The 21,056-nt window shown below is 37.4% G+C and carries 15 protein-coding genes; 14 read left to right on the top strand and 1 reads right to left on the bottom strand.

From position 1 onward, the window contains the following. Position 1 precedes the first annotated feature (1 nt). The 11 genes from ACP6PM_RS25945 to ACP6PM_RS25895 all read left to right on the top strand — a co-directional run bounded on the left by ACP6PM_RS25945 (position 2) and on the right by ACP6PM_RS25895 (position 16,589). On the top strand, positions 2-1,594 hold the full coding sequence (locus tag ACP6PM_RS25945; protein WP_426589792.1) for a hypothetical protein: 1,593 nt from the start codon (positions 2-4) through the stop codon (positions 1,592-1,594). Further along, complete coding sequence (locus ACP6PM_RS25940) at positions 1,591-2,253, top strand: CIS tube protein (RefSeq protein WP_426589791.1); 663 nt, start codon at positions 1,591-1,593, stop codon at positions 2,251-2,253. Before ACP6PM_RS25945 ends, ACP6PM_RS25940 begins: the two co-directional genes overlap by 4 nt. A 564-nt stretch (positions 2,254-2,817) precedes the next feature. Continuing rightward, entirely contained in the window at positions 2,818-3,891 is a 1,074-nt protein-coding gene (locus ACP6PM_RS25935) for a phage late control D family protein (protein ID WP_426589790.1), read from the top strand. A 70-nt stretch (positions 3,892-3,961) separates the two neighbouring features. Next, positions 3,962-6,838 carry an eCIS core domain-containing protein gene (locus tag ACP6PM_RS25930; protein WP_426589788.1) on the top strand — a complete coding sequence of 959 codons (2,877 nt, stop codon included), beginning with the start codon at positions 3,962-3,964 and terminating at the stop codon, positions 6,836-6,838. Between the two features lie 289 nt (positions 6,839-7,127). Then, the gene (locus ACP6PM_RS25925) at positions 7,128-7,628 is read left to right on the top strand and encodes a hypothetical protein (RefSeq protein ID WP_426589786.1); all 501 of its coding nucleotides are present in this window, start codon (positions 7,128-7,130) and stop codon (positions 7,626-7,628) included. Positions 7,629-8,016: 388 nt separating this feature from the next. Beyond that, positions 8,017-8,724, top strand: a complete 708-nt coding sequence (locus ACP6PM_RS25920) for a phage baseplate assembly protein V (protein ID WP_426589784.1) — start codon at positions 8,017-8,019, stop codon at positions 8,722-8,724. Then, on the top strand, positions 8,724-9,107 hold the full coding sequence (locus tag ACP6PM_RS25915; protein WP_426589782.1) for a GPW/gp25 family protein: 384 nt from the start codon (positions 8,724-8,726) through the stop codon (positions 9,105-9,107). The genes ACP6PM_RS25920 and ACP6PM_RS25915 overlap by 1 nt, the downstream gene beginning before the upstream one ends. A 6-nt stretch (positions 9,108-9,113) precedes the next feature. Beyond that, positions 9,114-12,809: a baseplate J/gp47 family protein gene (locus ACP6PM_RS25910; protein ID WP_426589781.1), complete on the top strand. Its 3,696-nt coding sequence runs from the start codon at positions 9,114-9,116 to the stop codon at positions 12,807-12,809. A gap of 257 nt (positions 12,810-13,066) precedes the next feature. After that, a complete protein-coding gene (locus tag ACP6PM_RS25905) occupies positions 13,067-14,044 on the top strand; it encodes a baseplate J/gp47 family protein (protein WP_426589779.1) in 978 nt (325 codons plus the stop codon). Further along, positions 14,022-15,101 carry a phage tail protein I gene (locus ACP6PM_RS25900; RefSeq protein WP_426589777.1) on the top strand — a complete coding sequence of 360 codons (1,080 nt, stop codon included), beginning with the start codon at positions 14,022-14,024 and terminating at the stop codon, positions 15,099-15,101. The genes ACP6PM_RS25905 and ACP6PM_RS25900 overlap by 23 nt, the downstream gene beginning before the upstream one ends. A gap of 18 nt (positions 15,102-15,119) precedes the next feature. After that, positions 15,120-16,589 (top strand): tail fiber protein, encoded by a 1,470-nt coding sequence (locus ACP6PM_RS25895; protein WP_426589776.1) that lies wholly within the window; start codon positions 15,120-15,122, stop codon positions 16,587-16,589. Here the strand turns inward: ACP6PM_RS25895 and ACP6PM_RS25890 are convergent. Further along, positions 16,567-17,592 carry a reverse transcriptase domain-containing protein gene (locus tag ACP6PM_RS25890; protein WP_426589774.1) on the bottom strand — a complete coding sequence of 342 codons (1,026 nt, stop codon included), beginning with the start codon at positions 17,590-17,592 and terminating at the stop codon, positions 16,567-16,569. The genes ACP6PM_RS25895 and ACP6PM_RS25890 overlap by 23 nt on opposite strands. Before the next feature lie 56 nt (positions 17,593-17,648). Between ACP6PM_RS25890 and ACP6PM_RS25885 the strand changes: the two genes are divergently transcribed. The 3 genes from ACP6PM_RS25885 to ACP6PM_RS25875 all read left to right on the top strand — a co-directional run bounded on the left by ACP6PM_RS25885 (position 17,649) and on the right by ACP6PM_RS25875 (position 20,867). Beyond that, on the top strand, positions 17,649-18,221 hold the full coding sequence (locus tag ACP6PM_RS25885) for a hypothetical protein (RefSeq protein ID WP_426589772.1): 573 nt from the start codon (positions 17,649-17,651) through the stop codon (positions 18,219-18,221). Continuing rightward, positions 18,218-18,442 (top strand): hypothetical protein, encoded by a 225-nt coding sequence (locus ACP6PM_RS25880; protein ID WP_426589770.1) that lies wholly within the window; start codon positions 18,218-18,220, stop codon positions 18,440-18,442. Before ACP6PM_RS25885 ends, ACP6PM_RS25880 begins: the two co-directional genes overlap by 4 nt. 250 nt (positions 18,443-18,692) lie before the next feature. Further along, complete coding sequence (locus tag ACP6PM_RS25875; RefSeq protein WP_426589768.1) at positions 18,693-20,867, top strand: ATP-binding protein; 2,175 nt, start codon at positions 18,693-18,695, stop codon at positions 20,865-20,867. Positions 20,868-21,056 lie beyond the last annotated feature (189 nt).

Here is a 21,056-nt window from a genome sequence, read left to right as displayed (position 1 = left end):
TATGGCAAATGTTTCATCAAATTGGCAAGATTCCCTCGATGATAGGTTGGTAAATCGACTCACTCGTCCCTTACATCAACCAGGAATGATAAAATGGGCTATGAGTCAGGGGATAATGAATCGTTGCGATCGCATCTTAAATCGCGTACCTCTCCTGAGTCAACAAATGGGACGTTGGGGTAATAATACGACCGTATCGTATGATCCTGTTCCTATTGTTTATGCAGAACCTGTTTCATCGCCAAAGCAAGAGGAAATGGGGACTGGAACGGATAATGTTCAGATGTCTAATCAATCTAAAAATCACCCTTCAGTTCCTATCATCCAGCGAAAAGAAGATTCTTCTCAGGTCAAATCAGTTCAAAAAGATAATAAGACTATAGATGTTCAAAATTTAACAGATTTATCTAGTTCTAATTTTTCGGGTGAAACAACCCCCTCTCTTTCTTTAGAAACTGAAACTAATCAAACCTCTATTTCCCCATCAGAAATTTCAGTAGTTTCACCACAACCAATTTCTGAGGAATTAGCTAATACTTCAGAAATGCCATTAGAAGCTAAATTTATTGACTCATCAACTCCACAATTCAATCAAAATACCTCATCAGCTTCTAGCCAAGAAGAGACAAAAATAATTAATCAAACTGCTATTTCTCCATCAGAAAGACTAAGAGTTTCGTCACAAATTTCTGAGGACTTATCTAATCATACTTCATCAATGCCATTAGAAGCTAAATTTATTGACTCATCAACTCCACAATTCAATCAAAATACCTCATCAGCTTCTAGCCAAGAAGAGACAAAAATAATTAATCAAACTGCTATTTCTCCATCAGAAAGACTAAGAGTTTCGTCACAACCAATTGCTGAGGACTTATCTAATCATACTTCATCAATGCCATTGGGACAAGAATTTACAAGTATTTCTGAAAAACCACTCCCTATCATTAAAGCAAAGCAGCAAAATTCTTCTCTATCACTCTCTCCCCTTTCTATAGTTAATCCTTTAAACACCCTAGTGCCACTAAAACAACTTCAACAAGATAATAATCATTCAACCAAAATAAATTCAATTAAACAAAAGAATTTAGAACCCGAAATATCCTCCAATAAATTTCCCATCGTGATGACTCAACCTCTAACCTATAAAGTTAATTTTGCTAAGAATGAAACATTATTTGCTAGAAATGAGCCAAATGATCAAAATCAATCTTTTAATATTTCCAACTCACAAACTAAATCCAGTAATAGTAATCAAAAAAATTATCCTCTTACAACTCCTCTTATTTCTCCAGTTCGTTCAAAATTAAAATCTCAACCCCTGCCTTTATATGTAGCAAAAAAAATGCCATTGTCAAACAGTATTAATCAGCAAGCTAACTTATCAAACCAGAATATAATAGGAGAAAATACCAGTTTTTCCTCATCCCAAAAAATCTATGCCAATCCTTCACTCCCAACACAAACTTCTGTTTCGACTATGGAAAATCAAGCAAATTCAAAGATTGATATAGATGCTATAGCTAATAAAGTTGAACGCAAATTAATGCGACGTTTAGTAATAGAAAGTGAGCGTAGAGGTAAAATTAGATGAGTTTAGAAAAATTAACAATTAAAGCTGAAAAAAATAACCCTGGAGACTTTAATGACAAAATTGAAGTTCTTTTTAATCCCAGTGAAATTAGCATAACTATCCCTGGTGGAAGAATGGGGAAGTCTGGACTTGTAGCTACAGAAGACTATGCTACTTTAAGTCTGAATTTATTCTTTGATACTACTCTAAATCAATATCCACCAGAAAACGTACAAAACTATACCCGAAAGATTGTGAGTTTAACGCAACCTCGCATTGGAAAAGACAAAAAAAGACTCCCTCGTTGTCAACTCGTCTGGGGGACTATATCGGGTAAAGATAGTGTGCTATTAGCGGATTGTTTTTTAGAAGCAGTAACTAAAAAATTAACCCATTTCCTGGAAGATGGAACACCTGTACGAGCCACCTTAGATTGTACTTTTAATGAGTGGAAAGACCCTGAAAAACAGAAAAAAATTGAAAATCCGATAGATGACCCGGTGAGAATTGTAAAAACGGGAGAAACTTTGAGTAGTATTGCCACCGAAGAATTTGGAAATCCGGCTTTATGGCGTATTATTGCTGAGGAAAATCGTTTAATTAATCCTCGGAAATTACCACCGGGAACAGTGTTAACTATTCCACCTCTCAAAATACCTAATATTACAAAGAGGGGGTGATTTCAGTTAGCCTCCTGTCGGAGGAACTGCGAACTTCAGTTAGCCTCCTTCGGAGGAGCTTTCCTACGGAATGCTACGCAAACGCTAACAGTTATCAGTTATCAGTACCTCAATGGAATAGGGAGGCTTGAAACACTGAAATTTTCTTTTTTTTATCCCCTTGTAGAGCGGTAGCTCGCGGCGCAGCCAAGGGGAGGCTTTATACCAATTTGAAAAAAGAATGTTACGAATAGTAATAGTGACAAAAAAATTTTCAGAAGATGTCTCTTTGACAAAAAAGATGATTTCTAACCTACAGCGCTTTTCAAATTGATGAACCACATCTTCACAAGCAAAACCTTGTAGTGACGTTCCATGGAACGTCCCTACTGTGGTCTACCCAAATGAAAACCGCTGTAAAACATGGTATGAAAGCAATTCATTCTGACTTCCCCTCCTGGGAGGGGTGGGGGTGGGTTGGGTTAGGGGTAGGTTGACTCCTGATGACTGAATTCTAGTAGGCACCCTAACTATTTGTAGCAAACACTTATCAAATTGTTATTACACCTTATTTTCAGGTAAAAAATGTCGAAAAAACCTAGTGGAGAAGAATTACTTAATCCTAATATTAAAATTTTGCTGAAAGGGAAAAATATTTCCCCAGAATTGGCAGCAGATTTTGTCTCAGTCAAAGTGTATGAGGATCTAGAAGCGCCCAGTATGTTTGAATTAAAATTTGTTACTTGGGATCTAGAAAAACTTCAATTTACTTGGATAGATAAGGAGGTTTTTGAATTAGGAGATACTGTTGAAATTCTGATGGGATACGAGAATAATCTCCAAACTGTTATGGTGGGGGAAATTACTGGACTTGAACCGGAGTTTTCTCAAGATACGACCCCGATGTTAGTGGTACGAGGACATGATTTACGTCACCGTTTGTTGCGAGGCCGTCAGACAAAATCTTTTACTAAAATGAAAGATAGTGATATTGTTAGTCAAATTGCTAGAGGAAAAGGACTTACCGCAAAAGTAGAGGATACCAAGGTGAAACTAGAATATGTTTTACAAAGAAATCAAACTGATTGGGAATTTTTGCAAGAGCGAGCTGCACGTCTTGGTTATGAGGTAGCTGTTGACAACAAAACTTTATATTTTCGTCCGCCTGACAATGGGGAACAAAAACTTTTTACCATAACTTATGGGGATGATTTACAAGATTTTCAACCTCGTTTAAGTACGATGAATCAAGTTGACCAAGTGCAGGTACAAGGATGGCTTCCCAAGGATAAAAAAACAGTTTTGGCGAAAGCAGGTGCAGGCAAAGAAGGTAATAAAATGGGAGGCTCAACTTCGGGGCCAAAGGAAGTTCAAAAAGCCTTTGGTAAATCTAGTGATACAATCGTTAATCAAGTTGTATCGAGTAAAGCTGAAGCTGATAAGATGTCTTTGGGACAGTTTAAAGAGCGTTCGCTTGACTATATTACGGGGGAGGGAATTTGTCAAGGTTATTCAAATTTCCGCGCTGGAAAAGTGATTGAAATTACTGGGGTTGGCAAGAAGTTTGGCGGTCTTTATTATATTATAAATGTCGAACATTCTTATTCGGAATCTCAGGGTTATAAAACTTCATTTACTGTTAGGAGGAATGCTACATAAATGAAGGGGATTTATATAAAAACAAAGAAAATATTCTATTGTCATAGAAGCTCATAAACAGGAGTTAAAAATGTATCACAAACAAATAGAAAAAAAAACATCTTCCTCTCTTTCTTCAACTCCAATTAACAAAAAAACAATACCAACTCCCAGATCTGGTTCTTTATCTGGAGTAATACAAAGAGCAGTAACAAATCCTGAAAGTTTAAGTCAGGAGGAATGGCTAGGGTTAGACAGTAGCATTGGCACAAGGGCAACTGAGGAAATTCAATCAGGAAAGGGGACTTCTTGGGTTCCTGAATTTCAAGGTATTTCTGCTCAACTTTGGGGTGATTCGGGGGGGGTCAGTGAACCAATACAGAGGAAGGAGAAGGATGATGTTGGCTTGTCTAAAGTAGGGTCAGAAAATAAGACAGGATTACCTGATAATCTCAAAGCAGGGGTAGAAAGTCTATCGGGATATTCTTTTGATGATGTTAGGGTTCATTATAATTCACCTAAACCTCTCCAATTACAGGCACATGCTTATGCTCAAGGGACGGATATTCATGTTGCACCTGGACAAGATGAACATTTACCCCATGAAGCATGGCACGTTGTTCAGCAGATGCAGGGAAGGGTAAAACCGACGATGCAGTTAAAAGGGTTGGGAGTAAATGATGATTCATCATTGGAGTATGAGGCAGATGTAAAAGGTAAACAAGCTAGTTTGTTAGGGTCAAATAAAAACAATGGTTCTCAGAGCGATCGCTTTGAGAATTCAAACATTCATACTAACAACTTAACCATTAATGACACTCCTATCTCGACAACTGAGTCTGCAAATGGGAGCTTAACTATACAGCAGCAGGGAAAGAAAAACACAGTCGTACAGCTCGGTAGAGCTGGGGACATCGGGGAAGAAATGGGAAACCCTTATATAATAGAACTAATTCTCTTTGGTCCTGGTGAAGATTTCTGGAAGACATGGCCAGAGGTGATAAAGGCATCGGGAATGCTTCGACTTACGCATCTAGATAGTTATACTACCATCTGGGAGAGCCGGAAAAATAATAGATTAACGCTGACAGTAGCAGGAGGTCCTGGACCATCCACAACAGGAGGTGTGAAGGCTTGGACAGGAATAAAGGGGGCAAGTGATACTGGCTCAAATAGCATAGAAGCCTATAGAACCAGAATTCTTAACGATATTTTTAACAAGATTCCTGAGCATATTAAGACGACAGTGAAGAAAGTACGCGCAAATCAACCGACAAATCAACCAATTTTAATCCTGATTAAAGCACATAGTAGAAATGCGGTAGCAAGAACACAAATTGCAAAAGAATTACAAGAGTTTGACAGATACTGGGATGATAACAATGTAAAGATTGAGTTTGTTGCATTCGATCTAGTTCCTGGGCAAAACAAGGACATACCTGTCCCTAAGATTAAAGGGGCGAAAGAGGAGTTAAAATCTTCAAAGTTTATTATGGGGAAGGGGAAGAACAAGACTGATGAAAGTACTGTAGAGTCACGTTTTAATACCCACGAAGAAAAAGAAGAAAAAATCAAAGGTTTCGAGAAAGCGAAGAAGAAAATTTCACAAGCCCCTGAAGAAGCACGTAAAGAAGCTTTCAATGTGTTAATGAAAGAAGGATTCTTCGAGTCTGTAGAAGCACGAAAAGAAGAACATGTTGGAACCGATCAATTATTAATTAGGAGTGGAGTATTTAGTGAAACAAAAGACAATAAGTATGGTTCGGAAAAATCCCAGGAAGTTTATAAAGGAGCGCGACTCAAAGTAACCTCCACTCAAGAATTCAATCAAGAGGTGATAGATGTCATTAATAATATTCTTTTGATGGCCAAGTTAGATATAGAGATAGGTTGGGGATTTGTAGATAAAAATCAGCAAACTTCGCATCAGGGAGACTATAAGACGAGATTTGAACGAGAACTTGCATTGTCGGCTAACCTCTTAAAAGTAAAAGTAAAAGAAGGTCAGTTACAGCTAAGTTTTGTAAATGGATTACTATTTAGTCGTTCATTCGAGGCACAAATAGGATTGAGTGGTTCTGCTTCCTTCGATCATCAAATCACTGGCGAGCATTTTGGATTGCAGGGTAAAGTAGAAGTGGCAGGTATTATTGGTGCAGAAGCAAAAGCTAAAGGCAAATTAATGGTTAATAAGCAAGACATTAGTGCTGCTGGTAAGTTGGAAGCATTCATTGGTGCAAAAGTTACTCCAAAAGTTTCTGGTGCCATCACAGATTCGAGGGGTAAGCCATTAGTTTCTGCATCTTTAGGTGTGCCATTATCCGCTGGAATAGGAGGAGCATTAGAAGGTAAAGTTGGGTACGAACATGGGCAAGTAACAATTGGGGGTGAGGTGTCAGGAACTGTGTTTTTAGGTGCTGGTGTAAAAGGTAATATAGGATTTGATATTTCAGCAATAAAAAGTTCACTTAAAGCATATCTTTCCAGTTCAAAACCGAAACTTCCCACCAGCGATGAAGACGAGAAGAGACCAAATATAGCGGAAGATAGGAAAGAGGAAATGAAAAAAGAATTATATGATGGCTTTTTTAACAGTATTTATCAGTACGCTTTCAAAAAAGCTAAGGACTACACAAGTGGTAACTCTATATCTTATGCCAAGAAAGACAGAGTACAGCAAATTATTGCTGAAGCGGTATGGAACAATGATCAATTAGCAGAACTAATTTTGTACCAGGAATCAGATTATGAGTTAGCTAAGATTGTTTGTGATGCTACTGGTAAAGCTGCTGAAGATGCAAAGTTTCCTAACTTGAAAGAATCTCAAAGTAGTTTTGGGATCAAAAGAGGAATAATCTATAAATGGCCATACCGCAATATAAGGGAAGAAAATCTAATGCCACCGCTGTCGGAATATGGTTCATTATCTGACTCAGATATAATCACCAGAGTCAATGTCTTTGGGTAAGTCCTGTTTATCTAGCATTGACCCACCAATACCCAAGTAATACCAATTAGTAAAAGTAATGCTATACTTGGGTGAAACTTCAGTTATTAATTAATATAAGAAAAATAACTTTCCCCCGAATTATTAGCAAGTTAATGTTAATTATTCTTATGCTTACTTCTTTCCACACTTCTTCACCTAATCAAATATAGCAACATTTTGGAGAAATGGTATAACCCTGTTTATCCTTACCAACTAAAAGCTGAAATTATTTTTTTGCTCTTTTTTATCTACCAAACTAGAGGAAACAATGACAGAATCACCAGAAATGGTCAGCTACTTTAATAAGCAAATAGGCATATCTATTTTGCTGCCCGAACAGTGGAGTATACAAGTTATTAACCAGTCCCAATTTAGAATATTTGGCCTTCTTGAACCAGGCTTCGAGGAGTATTTTGAAGAGTATCGCTCTACGATAAGTTATCTTCTTGCAGAACCTGAAAATGATAATTCTGGTTGGTTTGAGAGTCTGATTATTGAGTCTGGTCAGGAAATGCTTCAAGATTACAACGAATATCAGCTAATCGGGGAAGAACACTGCAAAATTTCTACTCAGTCTGCTTATATTAGATATTACGAGTGGACCGAGGAAAACACGGGTTTACGAATCTCGCAATTACAGTCTCTAATTTATAACAATTCTTCATCTTTTTATCTGATTAATGCAGCAACATTAAAGCCTTTGGAAGATAAATATATACCAATATTCAATGCAATTCTTGAGTCAACCCGGATTATTCCCATGAGATAATCAGGCTCTTCCGCAAAAAGGGGGGGTAAAATGTAGCTATCGCTACGTTTTACTCCCCTAATGATTATGGATCTTCATCTTGACTCTTTACTCAATCTGCCACAAGTAACAGTATTTACTTGCCAAAGTTATGGATTCAAAAATTTTGAACTGATGAGAGAGAAATTATTAGCTTGTCTTTTTAAATAAGCCTAGCTGATCACCATAGGGACAGGAAATACCCTATTGACAACCTTTACCAGTATTGATAAATTAATGAAAGTTTTTATACCAATTCTCTAAATTCTGTTTACAGATCCTTGTGTGGGAAAACGTTCATTCAACCGCCCAATTGATCATGTGTAGCCCAAAATTTGAGAATTGGTATTACTATGAGGAGAAATACTAAATGAATGGATACGATTTATTGATAAATAATGACAAAAATAATATTTTTAATGGAGTAACAATAGGCATAGTTACTAACAATAAAGACCCAGAGGGTTTAGGCAGAATTAAAGTGAAATTTCCTTGGCTTTCTGAAAATGAAGAGAGTTATTGGGCTAGGATTTTAACTCCTATGGCTGGAAATGATAGAGGTATGTATTTTTTGCCGGAAGTGAATGATGAAGTATTAGTTGCTTTTGAACAAGGTGATATGAATGTTCCTTATATTCTAGGTGCTTTGTGGAATGGAAAAGATAAACCTCCTGCTAAAAATGATGATGGTAAAAATAATCAAAGAATGATTAAATCCCGTAGTGGTCATCAGATTATTTTAGATGATACTAAAGGAGAAGAACAAATTATTATTCAGGATAAAACGGGTAAAAATCAAATTTTGATTGATTCTAAGGAAAATAACATGAATATTAAGGTTGAAAAAGATTTGACTATTGAAACTAAAGGTAAAATTATCTTAAAAAGTAGTGATGACGATATGTTAATTGAATGTAACAATTTATCAATAAAAACCAAAAAAAATTATCAATTAGAAGCAGGGGCAAATTGTACTATTAAAGCTAAGTCTAAATATGAACTAGAAGCCAAATCTGGTTTAGGGATTAAATGTTCTGCCGGAGTGAAAGTTAATAATAGTTCCTTGGAGGTGATGTGATGGATATTGATTTTTTAGGTGTGGGATGGACTTCACCTGTGGTACTAGAAGATGGTCAAATTAAGGTGGCAAAATATGAAGACGCTGTACGACAGTCTATTTGGATGATTCTGAGTACGGCGAAGGGAGAACGGGTTATGCGTCCTAATTTTGGCTGCGAGATTCATGATCAGGTTTTCTCTCCCAATAGCTCAGGAACAGTGGGTCAAATTGTTAGTGATGTTCGTAATGCTTTAATTGAATGGGAACCTCGGATTGATGTTTTAGATGTGGATACAATTCCTGATTCTAGCCAACCGAATTTAATTTTAATTCAGGTAAATTATCAAATCCGAACCACAAATAATATTTTTAACTTGGTTTATCCTTTTTATTTGCAGTAATTTATTATGGCTTTTTTACCTCCAAAAATAGACCAGCGGACTTATGAGGAAATTGTTGAACAAACGAAGGAATTCGCACAACAATTTACAGATTGGCAACCGACAAATGAAACAGGAAAAATAGATGCAGGAGAGGCATTAATTCGCATCTTTGGTAAAATGATCAAATTAGTGAGCGATCGCCTCAACAAAGTCCCTGAGAAAAATTTCCTGGTTTTCCTTAATTTAATTGGCGGAGAACTTATACCACCCCAACCTGCAAAAGTCCCTTTAACTTTCTATTTAGCTGAAGGGAGTGCTGTGGATGGTTTAGTTCCTGCTTATACCCAAGTTTCTGCACCACCAGCAGAGGGGTCAGATGAGGAAATAGTGTTTGAAACGGATCTGGAATTGGTAGTGACAACCGCCCAATTAAAAGCAGTATTTGTACGGGAACCTAGTCAAGATAAATATAGCGATCGCTCTTTAGCAGCAATTGGAGAAGAAGATGGAGCTTTTTTAGCTTTTGCAGGCGATCGCCCCATTGAACATTCTCTTTATATAACTTGTCCAGAAATTTTTAATTTACCAGAATTACCAGAGTTAAAACTGATTATTACTACTGATAATATTACTCAATTTCCAAGCAAACTAAATTGGTTTTATTGGGATGATTCCCAATGGCAAGAACAAAGTCCTAGCAGAACAACTAATGGGAATGAATTGACTTTTTCTTTTACTAATTTACCAATTCCAACTGCTTCTGAAATTCAGGGGGAAACTGGTAAATGGTTAAAGGCTAATTTAACTAATGTATTGGTAAGTTCACCTAAAATAACAGATATTAAAGGTGAAATAAATATTACTAAATCAGATTTGGTTCCAGATGTTTGTTTATTTAATTCTAGTCCTTTAGACCTCACTAAAGATTTTTATCCTTTTGGGGAACAGCCAGAATTTAATGATACTTTTTATATTGCTTTACACGAGCCATTTATTAAACCTAATACTATCATTACTTTAGGTTTAAGATGTAAATCAATTAGTGATTATAATGACCTAAATATTGTTTGGGAAATTAGTGATGGAGAAGAATGGAAAGAAATTACAACAGATAATGGCATAGTAAAATCGAAAAGGAGAATATTACCTTCAAAACTTACCCCATCCCCTGATTTTACTCGAGAAATTACTGCTATATTAGAGTTTTCTGGAGAAATACCATTACCTAGCACTGTCAATGGAGAAACTCGGTACTGGATTCGGGCGCGGATTAAAAAAGGTCATTATGGACAAACAGCTTCGGAGCGTGAATATCCTTTTTATGAGCATTTAGCAGTCTTGGCAAAGGAAGTAGACAAAGAAGCAACGGAAATAGAAGTTGATAATTTGGATTTATTCAAAGTAGGAGATTCAATTCGTTTGCTGCCAAATACGGAAGGATTTCCAGAAGAACATACAATTACTGAAATCACTCAAAGCTCTAATAAATTGACTCTAAATAGTGGGATTATTAATGATAATTTAGCTGTAGGAACCAGGGTTATGCGTAAGTTAATTATTACTGAAACAATTCCCCCAACTTATGACCCTCCTTTAATTCAATCTTTAAAATTAAGCTATAAATTTACTATAACTGAAGAGGCTATTTACTTTGCTAATAATGATTTTATTTATACTCATGCAAAACAGCTCACTACTAATTTAAAAGCAGAAGCAAATCAGGGAGATAAGTTGCTTACTTTAGCTGAAATCACAGGATTAACTGTTGGTCAATTTCTGACAATTGAAGATGAAAATTATCAAATAGAAGCTATAGACTCTAAAATAAATCAAGTTCTTCTGACTTCAACAGTGAAGGATAAATACCCAAATGAAACTTCTGTAGAATATATTTTCCAACCTTTTACTCCCACCGTAGACAAAGACCATACACTTTATCTAGGATTCGATCGCTCTTTTGAAAATAAAACCGTTACTCTCTACGCTCAGGTTGAACCCCCATTCCCCGAAGAATTATCAAGGGATATTACATCAAAAACAGTCCTCACAGAAGCTGCTAATAGTGGAGAAAAAATTCTGAAACTTTCTGATATTACAGGTTGGGAAATAGGTGATGAAATTGAAATTCAAAATCTAGCTATCAAACAATACGATAAATATGAAATTAGCAATATTGATGAACTTCAAATTACAGTCAATCAAACTCTAGAACAAAATTATAGTAAAGACAGTCGAGTTGTATACCCAAAAAAACCTGAATTAGTTTGGGAATATTCTAGTCCTTTAGGATGGCAACCATTGGGGGTAAAAGATGAAACTAAAGGTTTTTCTCAGCGGGGTTTAATTCAATTTATTGCTCCTATAGATTTGAGTCAAATGGAAAACTTTGGTGAAGAACTCTATTGGTTACGAGTTCGTTGGCAAGGTGGTAATTTTATTGCTAAACCCCGTCTGCGTCGCCTATTAACTAATACTATTTGGGCAGTTCAAGCAAATACTATCACAGAAGAAATATTAGGGTCTAGTAACGCCGATCCTAATCAAGTTTTTGTGGCTAATAATACTCCGATTTTGCAAGGACAACAATTAGAAGTTGAAGAAAGACAAATCCCTCCCGAATTAGAATCCGATAGGTTCACAGTAATTCGAGATGATATAGGAGAAATTGAAGAAGTATGGGTAAAATGGCATAAGGTGGCTGATTTTTATAGTTCTGGGGCGGGCGATCGCCACTATACTTTAGACCCACAAACCGGAGAAATTCACTTTGGGGACGGAATAGCAGGAATGATTCCGCCTCGGGGGCGTAATAATATTCGATTCTTTTTGTATCGCACAGGAGGAGGTGAACAAGGAAATATTGCTGCGGAAACCATCAGTCAGCTAAAAACCACAATTCCCTACATAGATCGGGGAATTAATCTTGAACCCTCAGCAGGAGGTGCCCAACAAGAAACCTTAGATCGTCTTAAAGAAAGAGTCCCTAAGCAACTCCGTCACCGAGATCGGGCTGTTACTGCACAGGATATGGCAGATTTAGCTTATGAAGCTTCCACTGATGTTGCGAGAGTTAAAGTCGTAACTCCAGATATGATGACAAGTAACTTTAGTCCATTAGATGAAAATCTTTGGCTAGATCCGAATAATCCTGATGTCTCATTTCAAGATACTTTTAATCAGATATCGGGGATATCCAACACGGTTACAAAAGGCAACTCTGGGGAAATAATGGAAGAAATTAAGCGTCGTGCGGGTCAAGTTAAACTGATTATTTTGCCTGATAGTAAAGCACGTCAACCTATCCCAAGTTTAGCCTTATTAGAACAAGTAGCCTCCTATATTCATTCCCGTTGTGAAGGGACGGTGGATTTGGTTGTTACTGCCCCAAAATGGCAAGAAATTAGTGTTACTGTCACCATAACTCCTATTTCTTTGGAAGGGGTGGATAGGGTGAGAGATAGGGTTAAACAGCGTTTAGAAGTCTTTCTTCACCCTTTAACGGGTGGTAGTGGCAAGGGATGGGAATTTGGTCGTTATCCCAAAGAATCAGATTTTTACGCTATTATTCAAGCTATTCCTGATGTAGATCATGTTGATTCTCTGACAATAGATGTAGATCATGTTGATTCTCTGACAATAGATGGCGTTTCAATAGAGACTCCCCTGAGTGCTGATACTTTGATTTTTTCTGGGAATCATACCGTCTATGTTAAAGGATAAAAACCTACCCCTAAGCCCTACCAGATGGGGAGTGTGGGAGGTGTCAGGAGTGTGGGACGTGTGGGACGTGTGGGAAGAAATTACGAGCGTGATGCGTAGAGCAAGCGCGTTTCAACCGGGGGATATAAGCGAATGGATGAATTTATTCATCCGAGAATCACATTTTTGTTTATGATCAAGATAGGTATTTTAAATCCCGACGATTTAGTCAGAGGTACTGATAACTGATAACTGATAACTGATAACTGATAACTGAAATGGCTTTACCTTTACCTAATCTCGACAATCGTACTTATGCTGACTTATTAGAGGAGGCAATTTCTCAGATTTCTGTTGAATATCCTGAATGGACAGATCATAATCCTACGGATACAGGAATTATTCTGATCGAATTGTTGGCATGGTTGACGGAAATGACTCTCTATCAAGTTAATCAAATTCCTGATGAAAATTATGCCAGTTTTCTTGGTTTACTTAAAGGAAAAAAATGGGAATTATCTGAGAACAAAGGATTACAATCAGAAATCAAGCAAACTTTATTGAATTTACGCCGTCGCTATCGGGCGGTTACTATTGAAGATTATGAGCAATTAGTTCTTCAAGACTGGAATGAATCTCGAGATTCTAATGGCTTGAAAATTGCACGGGTTAAGGGTTTATCACAACGCAATTTAGAGCCGTCAGATATTGATACTTTTGCTACAGGACATATTAGTTTAGTTGTTGTACCCGACAATAAGGATTTATTTAAAAATGAAGAGAAAAAATATGAAAATTTATTTGATTTTCTGGAGGAAAGAAAACTTTTAACTACTCGTCTGCATATTGTAGAACCTGAATATATATCTATATACATAGAAGCAAAATTAATTCCTAAAGATGAGGTAAAAGCAGAAGATTTAAAACAAAAAGCTCAAGCAGAAGTCCAGCTTTTTTTTGCACCTTTGAACTCTGGTAAATATTGGCAGGGTAAAGGATGGCCGTGGGGCAGAAGTATTTATCTCTCAGAAATTTATAAATTACTAGATGATTTGCCAGGGGTAGATTATGTGGAAAATATTTCAATTAAACATGAAGATAATCTACTTTTTGAGCCTCAAGATGGGCAACCTCCATCGGAAATTTATCTAGCTGATAATCAGTTAGTTAAGTTGGAAGGAAGTGAATTTATAGTAGAAGATAATCCATTTGCATTATTAGCGTCAGTTAAAAATGAACAAAGAACAATTAATTAGTACCTATCAAGAATATTTACCTGCAATTCTCCAAGAACAGGTTTTTCTGGGTCGCTTTTTATTGGCTTTTGAAAAGATTCTGAGTGGACTTGATCAAACCCCTAGCCCAGAAAAAATTATTACAGCTAACAATGAAAATGTACTAGGATTAGAGGAAATTTTAAATCGGATTCATCTCTATTTTAATCCTCAAGAAACACCACAGGAATTTTTACCTTGGTTAGCAGGTTGGGTAGCTTTAAGTTTACGGGATGATTGGAGTGTTGATGTTAAAAGAGCTTTGATTTTAAAAGTTGTTGAATTGTATCGTTGGCGGGGAACGAAAAAAGGATTAAGTGAACTTTTGCAGATTTATTTAACAAATTCAAATTTAGGAAGCAATGTGGAAGTATTTGACAATTTTACTAATTTTCCTCATTATTTTCAGGTTCAATTAACTTTAAATGACCGCGATCCTGTTAAGTATTGGCAACAGGCTAAAATCGCTAAAGCAATTATCGATCGAGAAAAACCAGCACAGACATATTATGCTTTAAAAATTCTTGTGCTAACGATGCAGCTAACGAAGAGACCGCAGGAATCGCAGTTTTCTGAGAATTTTGATTTACCAGAGGCAGCTCTCACTCAAGAAACAGAGAAAATCGAACTAGAAGCAATTGTAGAAGTAACCAAACCAAATCCAGTAACAGAAAATGTCCTCAATAAAATTAAAGTTCGGTTCAAAGATGATGTCTCTAATTTTCATTTATTGACTCCAGAAACTACTATCGAAGATCATAAAATTACAATTAAACGTATTCTCTACAACAATAACTTTTATGAAACTATAAATCAATTAACAGTTACGATTAAAAATCTCAACAATGTTGAAATTAATGGTAAAATCCGTGTTAAAGTATCTTTTGCGGGTCATGAGGAAGATTTGTTAAATACAAACTTGAAATTAGGTGCAGTTCCTCTCCAAAATATTCTACAAATTTGTTATAATTATGAAATTGGAAAAGAGCTGACAAGAGAAACAATTCCTACTATTTTAGGCACAACCACTCAACTCTGAAACTAACTGGAGTCAACTATGGCAAATCCAAGAGATTTTAATGACTTTGCTACCGAATATCCCAATTATTTTCCTGGGCAATATTTATTAGCCGAAGATTTTGAACTGCAACATAAATATTTAAGCGATCGCCTTCGTTACCACAACCAAAGTCTTCATGTTTCGGGAATTATTGAAGGACTAGAAGTTACAGCTCAAGACGGAACATCTGTGGAGATTACACCTGGATCAGCTATAGATAATCAGGGGAATCTGATTGTTTTAAAAGAAAAAGCAACTTATTCAGAGTTCAATGGCCTCGAAGAAGGGGAACTTTATATTCAATACGAGAAAAACGAAGCCGATAAACAACAAGATAAAGTAGAGGAAAGTAATACACGCTGGAAAGAAAATCCAATTTTCGGATTTGGATCATATACCCCAGATGGCGGAGTCAAGTTGGCGCGACTGGAGATTTCTGGAACAGAGATTCAAATAGATGAAAGCATTCGAGAATATTCTGGTTTGTCTTTACCCAACTCGAATGGTCAAACATTGACTCTTCGTTCTGGAGGAAATCCTAATCTTAATTTAGCAGTTTTAACAGGAAGTTTAAAGATAGATGGAGATTTGCAGCTACCCAAAGTAAACTTTAACGAAATCTTATCGCAGAAGATTAATTTGTATGAAAAAAGATATGGCATAGGGATCCAACAATACACACAATATTTTAGGACTGACAAAAACTTTGCATGGTACAAAGGAGGACAACATAACGACGATGAACTGGATGCAGGAGAAGGCGGACAAATACAAATGGTGCTCAAAAACGACGGAAAAGTGGGGATAGGGGAGCCCAACCCATCGGCGAAGCTGGAAGTACATGGGGAAGTCAAAGCGATGCGATTCGCTGGAGTTGGAGCAATCGAGAAAGGGATGATCATAATGTGGTCAGGCCAAGAGTCAAATATCCCGTCGGGATGGTACTGTTGCGATGGACAAGAAGTCAATGGCGAGAAGGTCCCCGATCTGAGGGCGCGGTTTATAGTAGGCACAGGAGGCAGGGCCTACGGAGGGGCCCATTATCCGTTAGGAGAAACAGGAGGGGAGGAAAGCATAGTATTAACCGAGGAGATGTTACCTGCTCACGACGGCATGCATAAGGGTATATTGAAGCACTGGCACAAAGTCAAAATAAGGTATCAAGGGCAAGCCCAGGATGGAACGGACCGGCCTTTGGACGAGGTAAGACTGGAAAGTAACGGCGGAAAAGGATGGGAAATAGTGAAAGCGAAATACCAGGCGAATAAGATAGAGGATAGGGTTTATGGCAAGTACGTTTCGGGGCTGACGGTAGAAGATGCGTCGCGCCAATTAGCCCACATACAAATGGAAACGGCCGATTCGGCGGAACCAACCCACCCCCCCGCGAGCAAGGACCTACCAAACCCCATCCCAATAACCCCAAGGTACTATGCCTTATGTTTCATAATCTACTTGGGCGTATAAGAATGAAAGTGGAGCCGGGAAACCAAACAAAACAAGACATGACCCGATCCACTCCAGACTTCACCCACTGCCACCAACGGCGAAGATACAGCCCAATGCGTTCATCAGACGCACCTTGCTCATAAAGCCGGGCAACCTTCACCATACATCTTTCCACGGTCTGTAGGGCTACAGTCAAACCCCCAGGGGAAAACCGATAGCCCAAAAAATCAAAGCCCCTGGATAAGCGCCCGATAAAGGTCTTTTCCGGGTGTTGCTCCACCAGCAACTCCTCCATCACCTCATTCACGGCTGCGATCGCCCTCCGCAACTTCCACCGAGTCGGTGCCAAAACCACCCAGTCATCCATATAGCGGACATAAAAGCAACCCAAAGCAGCCATGCGGTCATCCAAAGGCTTGAGGAAAAGGGCTCCCATCAAGGGAGACAGGGGACACCCGAGAGAAATACCCTGTTCGATAGAGGTAAAAAGGCAGTCATCGGAAACCGCTCGTTTCAGGTACTGCCACAACAAATCCAAAACGAGATCATCTTGAATATATTCGGAAAGCATTCTGAAAAGGATATCGTGGTTAATACTGGCATAGTAACCCTTAACATCAGTGCGAAACACAAATTCATGGTCTGGCAGATGGGCAGCCACCTCCCGCACAGCACCCTTGAGTCCTCCAGATCCTGCCAAATGAAAGCAGCGTGGGGATAAATGAGGTTTCAGATGAGCGGTTAAAACTATTGTTATAGCCTTTAACACCAAAGCATCAATGGAAGACCACCACTCTATTAGTTCTTCCCTACCCCGAATCAACCGCAACTCCCGAAACCGATACTGACCTACCCGTAATTGCTCTTGTAGAAAGGTTTTTTTCTCAGACCACCATCGGCGGAGATGCCAAACATCCCCATGAAAATGATAATGGGCTCGGGTTTTGCACAGCCACTGGAAAGCTTGCTCCAACACCTCATCGGAGCAAATTTGAGCTATTAGGTCCACCATGGAAGCCATTTAGAGAACATATGAACAGCTCTACTAATTTTTGCGCTCCTTCCTGAAATTAATACATGATATTTATATCATTATATCAAAAAGTACACCATAATTATACTAAAATAACAAAAACAAAGGCAATTACACAACCAATCAAAACCTTCGATTCACATTTGATAGTCGAGGGCAACTATTATTATTGGCTTGATTCTTATTCTATGGCTGACTTCATTCTCATAACAGGCGACAAAGCGATGTTTAACCCCACATTTGGCCAAGCAATTGTCACTGTGCGTCCAGGGGATTTAATTGGCACAGGTAAAGAAAAAATTAACCAGAAACTTGTCTGTGTGGATGGGGATGAAAAAAAGGTCATCGTCCCTGGTTGTCCTTACATGACCCCCCAATATAGTATTCCAGGGATGGGAATGCTTTCCATAGAATCCTTGGCAGGCAATCAAAAAGCCAAAAAGACTAAATCTGGGGGTAAACCCGTATTGCTAAAAGGAGCATCCTTCAAAGCTAAATTTCAAGTGATGGTTCCCGCACAACAACCCTCAGCACCTAGTCCCATTCCCGATGCTACCCCCCAATACTCAGGTACTGGTACATTTATTACGATGAATATCAAGGTAAAAGGAACATGAAAGAAAAATTAGAGAAACGTTTGGCAGCACTGAAAGTAGAATTTGAGTCAGGACAGAAGGTTATGGCTGAATATGAGGCAAAAGTTGCCAATCTACGGGATACTTTACTTCGTATTAGTGGAGCTATTCAAGCTCTGCAAGAAGCAATCTCTGAAGAAAATGAAACAGACAAGGATAGTCCTCTTCCCGAAATAGTCAATGTAGAAGATACAAATGTATAACCAAAAAATAAAGTCTCATATAAAATTTGGGTAATTAGCCACTCCATTTGTTATTGCGAGTGAAACTGAGTGGAAAGAAGCAATCTCAGGGGTTTTGCGAGATGGCTTCCCTTTGGTGGCAATGACAACTGTTTAACCGGGTTTCATATTAGTGTTAGTTTTTGGTGTGTTATCACCGATCGTCAGACCAGCTTATCTAAAATATTAATATTGAAAATTAAAGCCAGAGCAAATTAAAGAAATACAACCTATGGTAGAACCATTAAAAGCCAATTTAGAAACTCAGAATACAGAAACAAAAAGTTTTAATAAATTCATCGCTTCAGAAACACAAATAACCCCAGATATTAATGGGTTACTACCTCTCATTCAAAAATTAGATCGACGAATAACTCAATTTATTTCTACTCTGCAAAAACACCGTCAAGCCGAACAAAAATATGGCATAACATGGGTTCACAAAATAGAGATAGTAGATGATGAAACCCCTAGTCAAATTCCTGCAAATTCTCTGATAGATTGGTTACAAAAGACTTTTGAATTATCTCCTTTTGACTTAGATATTTTAACAGTCACCCTGGCACCAGAAATAGATAGAGAATATGAAAGAATTTATGCTTATATTCAAGATGAAACCAGCCACAAAAAACCTACAGTAGATTTAGTCTTAAACCTATACTGTTCTAATATTGTGGAAAAACTCTCACGACGTCAACATTTGACTACCAATGCACCCCTAATTTCTCACGGTTTACTCCATCTCTCCTCAGAATCAACATTCCTTTCCCAACATCTTATTATTAATCCGCAAGTTGTCAGATTGCTATTAAATCAACCAGGATTAGATTTCCGACTCACTTCTTATTGTCAATTAAGAGAAACAAACATATCTGCCGATATCTTATATCTCAATCCCGATATCCAAACAAAACTACAAATTTTAGTCAAAGAAGATTGGCAAAAACAACAACCCCTCCAGCTTTATTTTCAAGGAAGCGATCGCTCAGGCAAATCTAACACAGCCCAATTTCTAGCCAAAACCCTAAAAATTCCTTTATTAATAGCTGATTTAGCCAAATTATTAGAAGATAAATCTAACTTCCAAGAAAACCTACAATTGATATGGCGAGAAGCATGGTTTTTTCAGCGATTATTATATCTGGAAAACTTTGATATTCTCTACCTTCCTGAAAATCAAATACCCTATCAATCTTTCCTGAAAGAAATCGAAAAAAATAGAGGTATTACCATCCTCTCTGGAATAGAAAATTGGCTCCCCACAACCACAGGAGTCAAAGGTTTAATTACCATTACTTTTACAATTCCTGAATCTAGTCAACGTCGAGAATATTGGCAAAATTATTTAAACAAATTAGAAATTAGCATTGAAAAGAAAGAATTAGATATATTAAGCGATCGCTTTCGTCTCACCCCAAACCAAATTGCTGATGCCGTAGCCACTGCTTATAATACCACTCGTTGGCAACAAATATCCGAAACTAAAATTGAAAATAACAGCAATTTCAAAACAGAAAAATCCCAACCTTCATTTATTGATTTATGCAGTGCAGCACGCCATCAATCAGGTTACGATTTAATAAATCTAGCCCGTAAAATTGAACCAAAATATACTTGGGATGATATAGTATTACAGCCAAAACAACTAACACAATTAGAAAATATTTGTAAAGAAGCAGAATATCAAAATTTAGTACATAATCAATGGGGTTTTGCCACTAAATTATCATTAGGAAAAGGTTTAAATGTTCTCTTTTCTGGCATTCCCGGTACAGGAAAAACAATGGCAGCAGAAGTCATTGCCCATCACCTACAACTAGACTTATACAAAATAGATTTATCGCAAATAGTTAGTAAATACATTGGCGAAACAGAGAAAAACCTCAACCGAATATTTACCGCAGCAACCAATTCTAATGCCATTCTCTTATTTGATGAAGCTGATGCCTTGTTTGGTAAACGTACAGAAATACAAGACGCCCGCGATCGCTACGCCAATATTGAAGTCAGCTATTTATTACAAAAAATGGAAGAGTATGAAGGCATTACCATATTAACTACAAATCTTCGTAGTAATATGGACGAAGCCTTTGAAAGAAGACTCCGATTTATTATCGAGTTTTCCTTGCCAGATACCGAGCATCGTCTCCTAATTTGGCAAAAGATATTTCCCAAAAAAGCACCTTGTAGCCCCGAGCTAGATATAGAATTTCTGGCAGAAAATTTTGAGATTACTGGAGCAAATATTCGCAATATTGCCCTGACAGCAGCATTTTTAGCAGCAGATGATAAAGATAATAATAGAGTAATTGAAATGAGGCACTTAATTCGAGCCATACGTCGAGAGTACGACAAAATGGGACAAATTCTGTGGGATAAGAATTTAGGCTCTTATCTAAATATCTAAGCAAGAAGCGATAACCACTCCACAGGTAAATTCCCCCTTCACACTAATTGCCTGCTTAATTGTAAGAGTTAATTGGTTATTAGAATTTGTCATATTGTTAGAATCAATCTTAATCATCAAAAAAGATGCTAGAGCTGAAGTGATTTTGAATTAGCGACCTAAAAAAAATTAATTGCTCATCCCAGAATA

Origin of the sequence: Dapis brunnea BLCC-M229, from assembly GCF_050015995.1 — a bacterium.
GTDB lineage: Bacteria > Cyanobacteriota > Cyanobacteriia > Cyanobacteriales > Microcoleaceae > Trichodesmium.
This window is presented reverse-complemented; position numbering and strand designations above follow the sequence as displayed.

What these genes read in the sequence shown, in the direction of transcription:
- ACP6PM_RS25880 (WP_426589770.1), top strand. Translation starts at nt 18,218, where the DNA reads ATGAAAGAAAAATTAGAGAAACGTTTGGCAGCACTGAAAGTAGAATTT.
- ACP6PM_RS25940 (WP_426589791.1), top strand. Translation starts at nt 1,591, where the DNA reads ATGAGTTTAGAAAAATTAACAATTAAAGCTGAAAAAAATAACCCTGGA.
- ACP6PM_RS25915 (WP_426589782.1), top strand. Translation starts at nt 8,724, where the DNA reads ATGGATATTGATTTTTTAGGTGTGGGATGGACTTCACCTGTGGTACTA.
- ACP6PM_RS25910 (WP_426589781.1), top strand. Translation starts at nt 9,114, where the DNA reads ATGGCTTTTTTACCTCCAAAAATAGACCAGCGGACTTATGAGGAAATT.
- ACP6PM_RS25930 (WP_426589788.1), top strand. Translation starts at nt 3,962, where the DNA reads ATGTATCACAAACAAATAGAAAAAAAAACATCTTCCTCTCTTTCTTCA.
- ACP6PM_RS25895 (WP_426589776.1), top strand. Translation starts at nt 15,120, where the DNA reads ATGGCAAATCCAAGAGATTTTAATGACTTTGCTACCGAATATCCCAAT.
- ACP6PM_RS25945 (WP_426589792.1), top strand. Translation starts at nt 2, where the DNA reads ATGGCAAATGTTTCATCAAATTGGCAAGATTCCCTCGATGATAGGTTG.
- ACP6PM_RS25900 (WP_426589777.1), top strand. Translation starts at nt 14,022, where the DNA reads ATGAACAAAGAACAATTAATTAGTACCTATCAAGAATATTTACCTGCA.
- ACP6PM_RS25935 (WP_426589790.1), top strand. Translation starts at nt 2,818, where the DNA reads ATGTCGAAAAAACCTAGTGGAGAAGAATTACTTAATCCTAATATTAAA.
- ACP6PM_RS25885 (WP_426589772.1), top strand. Translation starts at nt 17,649, where the DNA reads ATGATATTTATATCATTATATCAAAAAGTACACCATAATTATACTAAA.
- ACP6PM_RS25890 (WP_426589774.1), bottom strand. Translation starts at nt 17,592, where the DNA reads ATGGCTTCCATGGTGGACCTAATAGCTCAAATTTGCTCCGATGAGGTG.
- ACP6PM_RS25925 (WP_426589786.1), top strand. Translation starts at nt 7,128, where the DNA reads ATGACAGAATCACCAGAAATGGTCAGCTACTTTAATAAGCAAATAGGC.
- ACP6PM_RS25875 (WP_426589768.1), top strand. Translation starts at nt 18,693, where the DNA reads ATGGTAGAACCATTAAAAGCCAATTTAGAAACTCAGAATACAGAAACA.
- ACP6PM_RS25905 (WP_426589779.1), top strand. Translation starts at nt 13,067, where the DNA reads ATGGCTTTACCTTTACCTAATCTCGACAATCGTACTTATGCTGACTTA.
- ACP6PM_RS25920 (WP_426589784.1), top strand. Translation starts at nt 8,017, where the DNA reads ATGAATGGATACGATTTATTGATAAATAATGACAAAAATAATATTTTT.